Annotated in this window: 11 protein-coding genes; 2 read left to right on the top strand and 9 right to left on the bottom strand. The window is 39.2% G+C overall.

The window, feature by feature from the left end; genetic code table 11:
- Nucleotides 1-4: 4 nt before the first annotated feature.
- A complete protein-coding gene (locus HUW48_RS18735; protein ID WP_182412394.1) occupies nucleotides 5-949 on the top strand; it encodes a radical SAM protein in 945 nt (314 codons plus the stop codon).
- 103 nt (nucleotides 950-1,052) lie between these two features.
- On the opposite strand, the gene HUW48_RS18730 is transcribed toward HUW48_RS18735, so the two are convergent.
- The 5 genes from HUW48_RS18730 to HUW48_RS18710 form a co-directional block, all read right to left on the bottom strand.
- Nucleotides 1,053-1,298: a hypothetical protein gene (locus HUW48_RS18730; protein WP_182412393.1), complete on the bottom strand. Its 246-nt coding sequence runs from the start codon at nucleotides 1,296-1,298 to the stop codon at nucleotides 1,053-1,055.
- A 10-nt stretch (nucleotides 1,299-1,308) separates the two neighbouring features.
- Nucleotides 1,309-1,575 (bottom strand): hypothetical protein, encoded by a 267-nt coding sequence (locus HUW48_RS18725; protein WP_182412392.1) that lies wholly within the window; start codon nucleotides 1,573-1,575, stop codon nucleotides 1,309-1,311.
- A gap of 875 nt (nucleotides 1,576-2,450) precedes the next feature.
- Nucleotides 2,451-3,278, bottom strand: a complete 828-nt coding sequence (locus HUW48_RS18720; RefSeq protein WP_182412391.1) for a zf-HC2 domain-containing protein — start codon at nucleotides 3,276-3,278, stop codon at nucleotides 2,451-2,453.
- Nucleotides 3,279-3,282: 4 nt separating this feature from the next.
- On the bottom strand, nucleotides 3,283-3,858 hold the full coding sequence (locus HUW48_RS18715; RefSeq protein ID WP_182412390.1) for an RNA polymerase sigma factor: 576 nt from the start codon (nucleotides 3,856-3,858) through the stop codon (nucleotides 3,283-3,285).
- A 455-nt stretch (nucleotides 3,859-4,313) separates the two neighbouring features.
- Nucleotides 4,314-5,870: a tetratricopeptide repeat protein gene (locus tag HUW48_RS18710; RefSeq protein WP_182412389.1), complete on the bottom strand. Its 1,557-nt coding sequence runs from the start codon at nucleotides 5,868-5,870 to the stop codon at nucleotides 4,314-4,316.
- A gap of 374 nt (nucleotides 5,871-6,244) precedes the next feature.
- Between HUW48_RS18710 and HUW48_RS18705 the strand changes: the two genes are divergently transcribed.
- The gene (locus tag HUW48_RS18705; protein ID WP_182412388.1) at nucleotides 6,245-9,973 is read left to right on the top strand and encodes a CHAT domain-containing protein; all 3,729 of its coding nucleotides are present in this window, start codon (nucleotides 6,245-6,247) and stop codon (nucleotides 9,971-9,973) included.
- Between the two features lie 60 nt (nucleotides 9,974-10,033).
- Here the strand turns inward: HUW48_RS18705 and HUW48_RS18700 are convergent, their stop codons facing one another.
- The 4 genes from HUW48_RS18700 to HUW48_RS18685 form a co-directional block, all read right to left on the bottom strand.
- Entirely contained in the window at nucleotides 10,034-10,621 is a 588-nt protein-coding gene (locus HUW48_RS18700) for an inorganic diphosphatase (RefSeq protein WP_182412387.1), read from the bottom strand.
- Nucleotides 10,618-13,593, bottom strand: a complete 2,976-nt coding sequence (locus HUW48_RS18695) for a M1 family metallopeptidase (protein WP_182412386.1) — start codon at nucleotides 13,591-13,593, stop codon at nucleotides 10,618-10,620. The genes HUW48_RS18700 and HUW48_RS18695 overlap by 4 nt, the downstream gene beginning before the upstream one ends.
- A gap of 74 nt (nucleotides 13,594-13,667) precedes the next feature.
- Nucleotides 13,668-14,195: a GNAT family N-acetyltransferase gene (locus HUW48_RS18690; RefSeq protein ID WP_182412385.1), complete on the bottom strand. Its 528-nt coding sequence runs from the start codon at nucleotides 14,193-14,195 to the stop codon at nucleotides 13,668-13,670.
- 201 nt (nucleotides 14,196-14,396) lie between these two features.
- Nucleotides 14,397-15,041 (bottom strand): 3-keto-disaccharide hydrolase, encoded by a 645-nt coding sequence (locus HUW48_RS18685; RefSeq protein WP_182412384.1) that lies wholly within the window; start codon nucleotides 15,039-15,041, stop codon nucleotides 14,397-14,399.
- Between the last annotated feature and the right edge of the window lie 29 nt (nucleotides 15,042-15,070).

Here is a 15,070-nt window from a genome sequence, read left to right as displayed (position 1 = left end):
AATCATGACGAAAGATTTTAACCATATCGAATCTGTGTACTGGGTTTTCACCCAATTGTGTAACGACGAATGTGACCATTGTTATAATAATTCCGGACCTAGAGGCGAACGCATTTCGGAAGCGGAATGCATGGCGATCATTCAAAATTTGCCGAACCACATGGACCGCTTGATTCTTTCCGGAGGCGAACCCCTGGCTGATAAAAAACTGCTCTACCAAATTTTAGATCGCCTGCAAGAGCGTTATCAGGGCCGTGTCCAAATTATGCTGCAAACCAACGGAGATCTGCTTAATGAACAAATTTTGGATACTTTACTGGAAAAAGGGGTTACCCGCTTCGATATAGCCAGTATTGACCGTTATCATAAACACGCGGGTGGTCGTTTGATGGAGCTGGCCGATATTTTTGCCAGTCGGGGAGTAAATGGTGATGACCACGACCCCTTGGTTAGCAAGGATACCTACCTCACGCAACATAAAGCTAGTTGGGGTTATTGGGGAGCGACTATTGATATGTGGCTGGGAGGAAACTGGGCGCGCGGGCGGGCCTTCCAAAAAGGCCTTTGGAAAGAAGATCCGGATCATAATTTTTGTGCTATTCTCTCCGGCGGCAAAGGCTTTTTAACCGGTGCCCCGGATATTCCGCAGGAAATATCCATTCAGCTTTGGAAAATTAATCCTTGCTGCCCCGGTACTAAAATTCCTCTAGGGGATGCCCGCACCGAGAAAGTAGCGGATGTTTTGCAGCGGGTTTCTAAATCCGAAATCTGGCAGAAAATAAACGAGGGAAATCCGCTGGGTATGGGAGAAAGTATCGGTATTACGGAAGCACATGCCAAAGCTCGGACAGCTGAACTAAAGAATATTTGCCTCTGGTGCGATGAGTTCTTTGAAAAACATTATCAAGGAGAACAAGTAAATCGCGTTTGCACCAGTTGTCACCAGTAAGCATTTAGTAACACCTTTCCTGTTATTCTTTTTCAACCGTGCCTTATAGACCTCAACTATAACTCTTGAAAGATTGGGTGCGCGTAATTCCGAAAGAAAAGACTTAATCGTATTCTAAATTTACTATTATAGGTTTAACGTTTAAATTGTGCAAGGACAAGTTAATTTCCTGGAGTTCCTGGGAAGATTTACGATTAATTTGCCGAAGTTCCTGAGTCAGATTTCCCGCTTCCTGGAAAGTAGAATGAACAATTTGCCAACTGGATATTACTTGCCGGACAATCAAGAATAAGACCAGCAAAGCCGAAACAACTAAAGGAATCTGGGGAAGAGAAATAATAATAGGCATCCTTAATTCCTTAATTAGAGTTCTTATAAAATCTACGATCGTAGCTATTCTCTGCCACCGTTTTACTAACCGCCGAAATCGTATGCAAATACGGCTGTTGTTCTGTGCTACTCTCCAGATATTGGCAGGTAAACGCACTTCCTTCTTCCCAGGTGTAGCTAGTAGAGGCGTGCTGTTTTTTAACAATTGGTTTTATCGAAATAGAATGGTTTTCTATCGAAGTAAGCGGAGTTGTCCTTTGAGCTGAAATGGTAAAAAGGAGAAAAAGTTGCTTCATAAAAGTAATTTTTCTTAGTAAATATTAAATTAAGCTAATATTTGTTATGGCAAATAAAAAGCCAATTTATGTTAATGTTTGTAGAAGCTGTATTTACTATTTCTTAGTAATTCTTGTATCTCAATAGTATTGCGCAGTAATTTACTATTATTCAATAAATTAAAAGATTAGAATGCGATTAAAAAAATTATTTTTTCCTTAAATGGTTTACTAAATATTTAAAGTAAAATTAGCTTAATCTTATATTTCGTAGAATATTCTTTGGTTATTTAGCTGCTTTGTTTCTGAGAAAAGTAATTTGTCTGACAGCTTATTGTAAATTCTTTTTACGGCGGCCCGGCTTAATGGTATTCGTGTCAGGTTGGGTTCTGATCTGGATGCTAATTACTATCGATTTCATTTTTACCCTTACGCTTATAAAAACAATTCTACTTTCGCTAATTACTTTTAAAATCTTTACTCCTTTAAGACCTGCGTGGTGGCGGGTTGTTTGGTTTCTTTTTTAGCTGTCACTTACTTTTTTCGTCTAGGTTCAGAATAAAGTTTGAGGTAGAACATTTGGGGTAATTTAGATGATACATTTACAACTATTGTAGCTTCTAAAGATGGCGGGTGTTTACTAAATGGTTCCTCCATTACCATTATCAGCCACATAACCTAGATAATTATCTTGCAGACCTAAGAAAAAGGTAGCTTCAAGACGTTCTTTTTCTTAAATTTTCTAAATGAACCCCAAAAAAGTAATTTTTAAATGGGTTTATTTAATTCATTCACTTTTCATAACAATTCAGTAAGCAAAAAGGATAGCCGAGTTTTTTAGCTTCGTTTATCTTTTATCTGGTAAGCAGCGTTTAGAGTTTGTTTTGTGGCAGTCTTTAAAACTTTTTCAACCATTGCTCTGCTTCTTTGTATCCTTCTGCTTGATTATTTACTACTTGTTCTAATAGCTGCTTTGCCTTTTGTTTATCACTTACCTGATTTCGTTGCATGTAAGTTAGAGCTTGTAAGAAAAGGCCGGGATTGTTAGGGGTATTTTTAATATTAGCCAGATTCTCAAATGCCTGCAAAGCTTTATCATATTCTTTAGTTGCCAGGAAAATAAAGCCGCTATATTTTTCAGCCTCACTTAACTCAGGGTGATTTTTGTAGATTTTCTGAAAAAACTTTAAAGCTTTGTTATAATCTTGATTGTTGTAGGCACTGATCCCTAACTGCAGACTGTCCTGAGCGGTGTTTCTTTTCTTTATTTTACCGGCTATGCCAAACTGAAGAGTATCCGCGGGATCACTTTTAGTTTGATTCAGGTGCTGCAAATTCTCTTTAAAGTAAGAATTTGCCAAAACTTGAATATTATTTTTAGGTTGGAAAAAGCCGAAATAAGTAATTAATACTAGAGCAATACTAGCTGCTATTGTAGCTAGTATTTTAAAAACTTTGCCTGCGTAAAGAGGAATTACTTTAGCCGGTTGAGGTGTTTCTAATTCAAAATACTGCTTGTTTAACGATTGCAAGGTACTTTTTAAAGCTTCGTTCTGAACTTTACTTTTTTCCAATAACGGCATCTCTTCCTCAATGGTACGGTACACCTTAAAAGCAAGCGCGAGTTCTTTATCAGAAGCTAAAGCCTCTATAAAACGCACTTTTTCTTCCTCACTCATTTCTCCATCGAGGTAATCTGCTATTTTCTCATAGTAATCATCCATTATTTTACCATTTTAAGGAGTTAAACTGTGAAGATTGTTTCATTAATGCAATTAATTTGGCGATGCACCCTGACTTCTTTTTACGCGCAAAGCCATAACTAACCCGTAGAATTTGTGCTACTTCTTCCATCGATTTACCACTCCAGCTCAAATGCAGTAACTGCTTACAAGCATCGCCTAATTCAGCCACCTTTTCTAATAGTAAAATATGCCGCTGCTCTTGTAAAATATAGTCTTCCGCAAGCTTAAAACTATCTTCTCCTAAGTCAATCTCGCCATCATCTATTATAACAACTAAATGTTTATTTTTTTTCTTATTTAATTCATTAATCCACTTGTTTTTACAAATAAGATATAGAAAAGCATCTAAGGGACACGTTAATTCAAAGTTTTGATTGCTGGCTTTATAGTATAAAGATAATAAAGCATCATTAAAGACATCGGCTGCATCTGCCTCCGTTCCACTATTACGTAGAATCATTCTTTTAATTTTACCCGAAAACTTACTATATAACTCATCCAGCAAGATTCTGTCGTTCTTTAATAAAGCTTCAATATATTTCTGATCAGGATGTTTCATTCTGACCAAAATAAGTAAAGTTTTATCTTTAAAAAAGTATATTGTTATTCACTTCTACTGTATCCTGGGTTATTCATTTAATTTAGAATTATTCTATTTTCTGCCGGGTAAAAGCATTTAGTCCTTCTTTTTATAGTGCTTAATCAGCGCTCTTTCGGATTGTGTTATCTTGTTTACTTGTTCGCATTTTATTCTGATAAATTTTAGTAAGCTTTTATATTAAGCCTTTATATAAAATGCATTAAAGAGCGTGAATTAACTATATTTAATTATAAATCCGGAGTGTTTAGCGTTTGTTACCCAGTACTTTACAGAAAAAGTAAATTTTAAATGCTAGTAGTTTAAGACAGTAAGAGTTGGTTTAAGACAGAATAATCTATGAACTTAAAATTGTACTTCTTCTTCTTTTTCAGGCAATTTGATTTTTAAACAATTTGATGAATCATTAATTTATTTCATAAACTGCGGGTATAAATAACCCAATTAGTTATCCGGCTGTTTTTATCGAACATAAATGCTATTTTATCTTTCGGATAAACCCAATACGCACCAGTAGCACCCGGAAAGGTATAGCCAGGTTCTCCGTATTTGTCTACTACCGTAGAAGCAGGAGTGCCCCGCTTTATTTTTCGGACGGTTTGTTTAAAGTAGTTATCCTGGGTAAAACGAACCAGGTAGTTTCGGGTGGTTGACTGGATAGCTAATTCAAAATGGTCGAGGTGTTCGTTCCACTGTAGGGTAAGGTTAGGGTTTCTACTAATTTTTATCTGTGGGGCTTGAGCGGGCAAGGCAACAATAGCCCGTTCTCCGTCTATTTGTTCCGGCTGATTCCGCGTGAAGTTTGCCGAATTATTTGCCACTTCTTCATCCTTGAACCAATCTCTGATCCAAACAGTTAAACTTGCAGTTAAAGACTCATCTAATTTGTTATATAAGTCTAAATTATATTTAGCCATATAAGCATTTTTGGCTTGGGCCGCTTCAAAATCTTTTTCTGCTTTGTTTAATTGATTGTCTTTGTAATAAGCAATAGCCCGAATAGTATAAGCATCTGCTGGGAGGCGAGCGGGATTTATTTCATTAATTATACCTATGGCAGCTGCCTGGTTTCCTTGTAAAGAATAAATGCAGGCTAAGTTAATATACGACGGGAAATACTGAGGGTCAATGCTTTTTGCTTTCTCGGCGTACTTGCGTGCATCACTCAATAATTCCAGATACTGCTTTTCGCTATTTTCATCTAAAAATTCACGTTGCGGGGAGGCAATCCTGCTTTGCGGATCCAATTCAACCGGATACACAAAGTTAGAATGTTCAGAGTCAGAGAAATATAATAATGCTTGCTGGAGCTTAGCAGCAGCCAGGTTGTTTAAAATTTCCCGGCTAGGAAAACGATTTACTAAATAATCAAAACAAGTAGCGGCCGATCCGTATTCCTGAACCAGGTACAGAAATAACCCGGCTTTAAAAACGGCAACCATTTGTAAAGCCTCTTTTTGCATTTTGTTATAAACAGCTTTTCGGGCTTCTTTCGTTGGGTAACCTTCCAAGCGATCAGAAAGATTAAAATGTTCATACAGCAAATCTAAAACGCGGGGAAACACTCGTCCGGTAGCATAACCAGATAGTTCGCCGTAGAAACACCCGTAAAAATCGGCTTCCGATTCAAAGCGGTTTATTAATTCTTTAGAAACTTTGGTATTGTTCGGACCAATTCCAAATGTGTAAAACCAATCGTGTTTTTCGTAATGGTGGGCCAATTCATGACTTAATAAAACAGCCAAGGCATTGAGCGAATCTTTGCCTAGCTTCGTGCATAAATCATACGCCTCTTCGTCTAACTGGATAATGGGTTGGTTACCGGGTTTGTACAAAGCAATTACTTTGTCTTTATTAAGGCTACGAGCAATAATTTCTAATTCGGGTTTAGGGCGGTTATTGGCAAAAGCATAAGTTAAGCGATCAAAAACCTGGAAAGCAACCTGGTATTTAGAAGAACTTTGTGGTAGCACTACCTGGCAATTTGCTTCGAATGAAAAGCCAATTGTAAGTAATATAATACTAATAGTAAATTTACAAACTCTCCTGAAGCTTGTAAAGCCTTTATTATTTATCAAAAAAGCGCTTGTCCAAGTTTTCATCCGTACTTCAACCTTATCTTTTTGTATGATTTTACTTTACAAGTACTCCTGATTTTTTAAGGTTACCAGAGCAGGAAATGCTTTAAAATTAAAAGTTATTACTAGTATTTTTAATGTTTTTTATATTATATTTCATTGAGCTAGAGTTAAATTACAAGTAAATTTTTGTAAAAGCTACTGTAGCAATGTTTTAATGTGAGTGTTGATTTAACTTAAAGATTTCTTTTCCTTTCATTCCTGATTTTATGATGAAATCTTTACTTCTAACTGCTCTCTTTTTACTAATTTTTACCAGGTTAGTCTCTGCTCAACAACAGCCATTTGAAAATCAAAGCCGATCCGCTAAAAAATGGTACCAGCAAGCATTACGGTTGCAGCAAAAAGGTAATTATACTAGTTCTTTAGTGTTGTTCGAGAAAGCATCTCAGCAATTTAAAAAGCAGCGGCTCTGGCGCAAACATATAGATTGCGATAACGAATTTACTCATAGTTTAATCTTACTGGGCCGGTACAATGAAGCTTTAAAAAAGGCCGGCCAGACGTTACAGGAAAGTTTAACGAACCTAAAAGATACCACTCTGGTGGTAGTACCCTACACCAACCTGGGTACTATTTATTTTGAAAAGGGCGAGTACGATAAAGCTTTAACTTATTATAATAAAGTATTGCAGATTCAGCGTACCTTATTCGGCGATGATCATCTTAAATTAGTAGACTCGTATATTAACTTAGGTAATGTTTATACCAGTAAAGCAGAGTACGATAAGGCCTTAGCCTACTTCCAGAAATCAGTACAAATTCGCCGTTCTTTTCTGGGTAACACCCATCCGGATTTAGCTTATTCTTATTTTCTTATCGGTAATATTTATTTTTATAAAAGGGAGTTTGATAAAGCTCTGGATAACCATCAGAAAGCTTTAAAAAGCCGGCTGGCCCACTTCGGTAAAATTCATCCGGAAGTAGCAAATTCCTATAATAGCTTGGGTAGTGTATATCAGCACAAAGGCGAGTACGATACAGCATTAGAATACCATTTAAAGGCATTACAGATGCGGCGTACTATTTATGGCGAAAAGCATCTTAGAACAGCAGATTCCTACAACAACCTGGGTAGTTTGTACCGGGTTAGAGGGGAGTACACTAAAGCTTTAGAATATCTGCAAAAGGGTTTACAGATTCGGAGAGCCACTTTAAAGGAGAGCCATCATTCTGTTTCAGAATCTTATATTCGATTGGGCAGCCTGTACCAAGTTACGGGGGAATATGAAAAGGCTTTAGAATATCATCAAAAAGCGTTGCAGGGTTTTCTGGCTACATTCGGAAAAGTTCATCCGGCAGTTGCAGATTCTTATAAGGAATTGGGAAATACTTATTTCGATAAAGGCGAGTACGATAAAGCCCTGGAAAATTACCAGCAAACCTTAGAAATTCGGCGGGTGGTGTCCGGCGAAGCACATACCAGCGTAGGTAATTCGTACTACGTAATCGGCAACGTTTACGCCGCGAAAGGAGAGTATGATAAGGCTTTAGAGTATTTCCATAAAGCATTACAAATCCGGGTGGCTGTTCACGGTGAAATGCACCATAATGTAGCAGATTCTTACAACAACCTGGGCAATATTTACCAGGCAAAAGGCGATTATACACTGGCTTTGGAATATCATCAGAAAGCGTTGCTCATCCGGCTCAAAGTTTTAAATGAATCGCACCCGAAAGTAGCAGATTCTTATAATAATTTAGGTAAGTTATATTATGCTAAAAAGGATTACGGAAAGGCTTTAGAATACCATCAGAAGGCAGTAAACACTTATCTTAAGTCTCTAGGCGAATCACATCCCGGGGTGGCGGAAGCCTATAACAATCTGGGCAATATTTACCAGGCACAAGGCGACTATAAATTAGCTTTAGAGTATCATCAGAAAGCCTTGCAAGGTTACCGGAAAACATTTGGAAATGCCCATCCGGGCGTGGCCGATACCTATAATTACCTAGGTAATGTTTACCGCCTTAAAGACGAGCCCAGAAAATCTTTACAATTATTTCAGAAGGCTATAATGGCCAATGTGCCTTCCTTTCAGGATTCTTTAATTTCGCACAATCCTATTCTTGCCGGGCATACTAAACCTTATCTCACTCCCGTAACTTTACTTTTATCGCTGCAGTCGAAGGCAGAAGTATTGGAACATTTATTTAACCAATCGCACGCCATTAAAGATTTAATTCTGGCGCTGCAAACTTCCTGCTCCGCAGATTCTGTAGCTTATAAAATTCAGCAAAATTATACCGGCGAAAACGATAAAGTAGCTTTTACGGCCAGTGCCATGAAGCTATATCAACAGGCATTGCCTTTGTGTTTAAAAGTGTATCAATTAACCAAAGATCAACGCTATTTAGATAAGGCTTTCTACTTTGCAGAACGGGGAAAAGCCAGTGTGCTTACTGCTTCGCTGGCCGAATCAAAAGCTAAAACGTTTGCCGAAATTCCTGATTCCCTGTTACAACAAGATCAACTATTTCGTAGCCAAATGGCTCAGTTCTCGCAGCGTTTGGTGAAGGAACTTGCTAAAGGAAAAGAGGCAGATAGTAGTAAATTAGTGTTCTATCAGAATAACTTGTTTCGGGCGCATCTGCAACAGGAAAAACTGGTAAATCAACTCGAAAAGAAATACCCTAAATTTTATAGCCTCAAATACCAACTGCAAGCAGTAACACCAAAGCAATTGCAAGGGGTGTTAGATGAAAAAACAGCTTTGTTAGACTACGTACTAACAGATACTCTCCTGCAGGTATTTATTATGGGCCGTAAATTTTACAAGGTAGAATCTGTTGTTTTAGATAGCCTTTTTCAGCGGCGGTTAACTGCTTTCCGTGAAAGTATACTTTATAAGGATCATGATTTGCACCAGCAAGTTGCCTACGCCTTATACCAATTATTTATTCCTGCTTCTCTTCCTAAATCTATTAAATCATTAATTATTATTCCGGCAGGGGAGTTAACCACTTTTCCTTTTGAGGCATTGCTCACCAAACCGAGAGAAGTTAAGGAAGATAAACGAAAAGCGTATTTATTAAAAAAATATAACGTTAGTTATGCCTATTCGGCCGGGCTGTTATACGAGCGATTAATTCAAACCCAGGAAACAGAAAATAAACAATTATTGGCGATGGCTCCTGTATTTGAATCCCCTGCCCGGAGTAATCAGCGCGCCAATATCCAAACCAAACTTTTTCACCAGGAGAATTACGAAGAAAGTGAATTAGAAAGAGTAAATAATAGAAATAATATTACCTCTCAGATTATAAATCAGCAATTAGACAATGTAGATATTGAAAGAAATAAAAAATATTATTCGGATGTCCGCAATAATATAATACCAGAAACTTTGCTGCTGGAAGGGAAGTACCCCCGACCTTTACCTGCTTCGGAAAGAGAAGTTAAAAATATTGCTCAACTGTTCCAGGCCAAGGGAGTGCCGGCCAAGGTTTTCCTACATCAACAAGCCAGTGAGAATCAAATAAAAAGCCTGGAAACGGCTCAATATAATTTCATTCATTTAGCTACTCATGGTTTTGTGAACGAAAAGTACCCGGAGCTTTCTGGTTTGGTACTTGCCCCGGACAAAACTGACCAGGAGGATGGAATTTTGTATACCGGAGAAATATACAACTTGCATTTAAAAGCCGATTTGGTTACGCTCTCCGCTTGTGAAACCGGTTTAGGAAAAATTGTTCCGAGCGAAGGGGTTATTGGCTTAACCAGAGCCTTATTGTATGCCGGAGCAAAAAATATAATGGTGTCTGTCTGGAAGGTATCGGATGAGTCTACGGCTGATTTAATGGAAGACTTTTATCGGCAACTACTTTCTGGAAAAAGTAAAGCAAGGGCTTTGCATGCAGCCAAACGTAAAATGCTTAAGCAGGACCGGTATAGCCAGCCGTATTACTGGGCGCCTTTTATTTTAATTGGTAAATAGACCTGTAGACTGGTTGTTGAAAATAATACTCACTTTTGAACACCTTATTTCTTCATCCTTCTACCGCAGTCGTCGTCTGATCTCATCTTCGGTGTAGCGTTCATTTTTCCAGCCTAAAATACGTACCTTCTGGCTTGGGTTGGCATGCGCGAACCATTGGGTAATTATTTCCTTAATTGCGGGGTATTTCCGGTTAAGAGTAGCGTAGTCGGTGGCCTCCATAATTTGCTGGGTGGGTTTAGCTGGTACAGCAATTACTTTGGGGTCGGGCAAGCCGTCGCGCTCCAGCAATAACATACCAATGGGTAAAACTTCTATTACCGTACCACTCGGCTGACTTTCAGATAATACTAAAATATCCATGGCTTGTTCATCGCCGGCTTTTTCGCCGGGTGTTTTAGTAGACGGAATAAACCCAAAATTGCCAGGATAAGGTAAAAATTGAATGGATTGGCCAGTAGTATTGCGAAACTCTTGCGTTTTAGAGTCATATTTTAGTACCTGATTGGTACCGGCAGGTATTTCAACTACAGCTTGTAAGTACTTTTTTTCGGTAAAGGCGGGCAAATTCTCATAATCTGTTTTACAAGCTATTACTCCCAAGGCAAGTACCACCCACCAGCCATAACCAGACCTAAACTGACTCATTGTTTTAAAGTATTACTAATAAATTGAAAAGGATTATAAGCCGCTAAATTTAAAGCAAACCGGATGTTTCGGGTAAAATCTTTGAAGCTAGATGGAATATTATTTTTGTAATTACTACCTACTACCGGAAAATACAATTGTAAAAGTTTACTGCCGCGCAAACTAAGCCCGCTACCATAATAAAATTTAGTTTGTTTATTGGTAAAAATCGGATCGGTACTAAAAGAAGCCAAGCCCAAATCGGCGTAAGTGCTAAAGGGAGTAACTGGTAAATCAGCCGCTACGTTTAGGGTAGTTAACCACCGGTCGGCATAAACGGGCAGGTAGTTTTTAAATGCTCCTTCCCGGTTGTCGGTTTGGTGCACAAATGCCGTAAGCGCGCGGCTCTGCTGCGACCGATCCAGGAAAATACTTTCTTTTTTATAATCCTGGCTGCCGCTCAAACCTAACCAGAACTGCTCATAACCCAAACCTTGTGGCTTATTGCCGAAAAACTTGCCCGCAAAAAATCGGATTTGCCACTTTTTACCTTTTTGATACTCGTGGTCGTACTCTAAAGTTAGCTTACCTAATAGGGGTTTGTTTTGGGTAGTAATGTTCTGATTCACAATAAAAATAGTAGCTTCTGCTTTCGCGGCCAGCCGGGTTACGGCGTTGTTGCTCGATATACGGTATTGCACCGAAGGAATGGTATAAGCAAAAGTATACTCAAAATTAGTTTCCGGCCTATCTAATTCTACCTGTTGAAGCGAACTCACGTGAGTGGAGCTGAAGCGTAACTGATTATCCGGCGCATACCCGCTGCTTTTGGGCCAATTTATAGTAAGAAAAGGCTCATATTTAATAAAACGCTCGAATCGGGAAACCTGAAAGCCCAACGTAGTACTTCCCATATTTTTTCTGGGTAAGATATTTAAGTTGAATGCGCCCATGCCGTTTACCTTGTTTTGCCCGAAACTGTACAGTGGTATAACCGCATAATTTACTTTTTTTTGAATGAGCGAACTGTTATAAACTGCTAAACCCAACATAAATTTATCGTAGGTATTGGCCCCAACTACAGGCAGGTAATACAGCTGTTTGCGGTCGGGTTGTTCTATTCCGGCCAGAAACTGCAATTTGAGTTTTTCCTGTAAAGGAAATGAACCTGTTAATTTATATTGGTTATTGGTGCGGTTTATTTCGGGTACAATATTTTCCGGGTCAATTAAAATTTTACGGGCATCGGCGGCATTCTTAAAAATTAACTTTTGGTCGTGCACCATTGGGCCGGTCCAATGCAGTTCCAGAATTTTGTTGTCCGCATCTACCGCCGCAACGGGTACAGCAACAGGAAAGGCCGACCGGTTTTGGATGGTAACCTGTAAAGTAGAGCCGGAGGTAGTAACATTCGTTACTGCCGCATCAACCGGAGAAGTGGTTTTAATTAAGTTATGAAAAAACCAGTCCAGTTTTTCCCCGCTTTCCTGTTCCAGTACCGCCTGTAAATCTTCGGGGTAAGGATGTCGGAACTGCCACTTCTGAAAATACGCTTGCATGGCTTTATCAAAGCGTTCCTGGCCTAAATAGCCCGCCAAGTATTTAAACAGGATTCCCATTTTTAAATACACAATGGCTCCGTAGTTGGTAGAAGTAAAATTAGCCGAGGGTAACTGTACCGGCTGATCTAAACCCCGGCTCGCTGCCATTTGATATAATAGTAAATTTAAGGTGTTGGCATGCACATTTTCCAGCCCGAACAGACTCCGGAGATTTTTATTCGTTACCAGAAAGGATAACTGACTATAGTTAGGATCTTCTTGCTCGCTTACGCGAAACTCATAATAAGAATTTATTCCTTCGTCCATCCAGGCATAATCCCGTTCATTCGTGGCTAGTATGCCGTAAAACCAGTTATGACCTACTTCGTGCACAATTGCTTCGGGGTCGGTAACGGTTACCATGGGATATTCCATGCCTGAACCAGCACTTAAGGCACCATCTACAGCCGTAGCTTGCTCATACGGGTATTCGCCCACCCACTCAGAGTAATTTTTTACCGCCCGGTTAATATCCTTTAAACTGTTTACCCAGGCCGTAGCATTTTTATTTAAAAAGAGCAGCCAGGTAGTAACCGTGCGATTTGAATTTGGTAAAATTACCTCACTTTTTAAAACGTTAAAACGCTTGTCGGCAAACCAGGCAAAATCATGAATATTAGCTTGAACATACCGTAAGGTTTTGGTTTCGGTAGCCGAAGCAGGAAAAAATAAGTCCTCGGTAAAAGTAGTTTTAGCGGCTGTTTCTGCCGCTAGGGCATCCATCCGAGCCCGTTCTTCGGAATTTTGCAATACACCCGTAGCCCCCACAATGTAATTAGCGGGTAAGGTAATCGCTACCTCAAATTTGCCAAACTCACTGTAAAACTCGCCCTGGTCTAAGTAGGGCATGGGGTGCCAGCCTTTTTTATCGTAAACCGCTGGTTTCGGAAACCACTGTGTTATTTGGTAGGATTGGCCTAAGTGCCCGAACCGCGAAAAAGAGCCCGGAATTTTTACAGTAAACGGAGTAGTAATAACAACCCGCTGACCGGAAAGCAAAGGCTCATTTAAAATAAGCTTGCCAATATCCGGATTTTGTTCGTCGTATTCCAGTTTAGCCGACTGGCCATTAACTTTAAAATCTAAATTAGTAATGTATCCTCTTTCTTCCGGCGCGGCAAAGTAAAAATCTGATTTTTTTAAACGAAGCAATTGCTTGCCCAGGGCTGTTTGGTTGTTTTGGTAAGCGTTCGGCCATAAATGAAAGTAAATAAAGGTTAACTGATCCGGCGAATGGTTACTATATTCTAATTCTTCGGTGGCGGTTAAAGTATGTTTTTGATCGTTGAGGGTTACGTTTATTTTATAGTTTACTTCTTGCTGCCAATAAGCTTGCGCGAAAATTTTTGCTGGAAACAGCAGAAAGAACAACCAAATTAATTTTTTAATCATACACCTAAATTAACGCATCAGGCTCAAAAATGGAGAGAAAGAAGCTATTTATTTGCCTTACTATCTGTGCCAAATTACTCCGTACAAAGTCGCGAGTAGATGCCAACGTTAATATATCTTCCGTTTTTGTACTCATACTCCCGGAAGGTACCTTCGTGCTGAAAGCGAAGTTTTTGGAGTAAAGCCACCGAAGCGTGATTTAAAGTTTCTACGTAAGCTTCCAGACGATGAACGCGTAGTTCGTTAAACCCAAAATCGAGGCAGGCATCAACGGCTTCGTACATTAAGCCTTGATTCCAATAAGCCGGCAAAAGCCAGAAACCTAGCTGCGCCTTACCGTGCTGGCGCGAAATATTGTTAATGCCACAAGCCCCAATTAATTCGGGGTTATTAGCGGTACAAAGTCCCCACCAAATACCCGTTTGCTGTATATACAAGGCATAATACCAATTAATTTGCGCCTGGGTAGCTGCCAAAGAATCATAAGAAACACCGTAGTACTGCACCACTCTTTCGTCGGATAAACCTTTAAATACTTGTTCAATATCGTCTTGGGTTATTTGCCGGAGTACCAGCCGTTTGGTGTAAAGATTAGGAAACATAAAAAGCAAAATGCTTATTTAAATTGAATGTTTAAGAAAGTAAAAGTAAGTTGTTTTAATTGAAGTGTTAATTTTTTAATTTAAGTTAAATAAACGATTGTAAATAAGAAAAGCGGCCATTTGCCGCTTTTCTTATTTACAATCGTTTACCAATTAAAAGCGAAAGAACACTTATTGGTTAATAAAGTAAAAATTTATTTGCTAGGGTAAAGGCTTAATCATTACATCTTTAAAATAAACCTTACTGTCTGGGTCGTGGCCTTGCAAGGCTACCGTACCACTGGAAAGCATTTTACCCCCGGCATTTTTTACGGCTACACTGTCTGGTTCGGTATAATCTACTACAGTCCGGTCGTTTATTTTTATGGTAATGCGTTTGCCTTGCACCTCAATTTGTTCGGTGTACCACTCATTGTCTTTTACAATTTGTTCTTTCACGTCCTGCACGGCGTACAAACTTCCGGTCCGGCGCCAATCGGTGTGGGAGTTATTTACCTGTATTTCGTAGCCTTTAGAGGGCCAGCCGTTTTCCTGGTAAGCCGTATGAATAAACATACCCGAGTTAGAGCCGGGAGTGGTCATTACCTGAGCCTTAAAAATAAAGTTTTTGAATTCGTGATTTTGCACCGGCCCTTCGTAGAATAAGTGGGCCCGCGGTCCGTGTACCACTATACTACCATTCTCTACGCTAAAAGTACTGGGGTTTTCGGCGGCCCGCCAACCATTAAGAGTAGAGCCATCGAACAGACTTATCCAGCCCTTTTTATCATCTTTACTTCCTTTGTTGGCGGTAGTACAGCTAACGATAAAAAAAGCTAACACCCATAGGTTTAAAAATTTCTTCATGTTTTTTGATTATAATGGTTATTGTTTTT

Origin of the sequence: Adhaeribacter radiodurans, assembly GCF_014075995.1 — a bacterium.
In the GTDB taxonomy this organism is placed as follows: Bacteria; Bacteroidota; Bacteroidia; order Cytophagales; family Hymenobacteraceae; genus Adhaeribacter; species Adhaeribacter radiodurans.
Note: the sequence above shows the minus strand (reverse complement) of the source record. Positions and strands in the feature narration are given on the sequence as shown.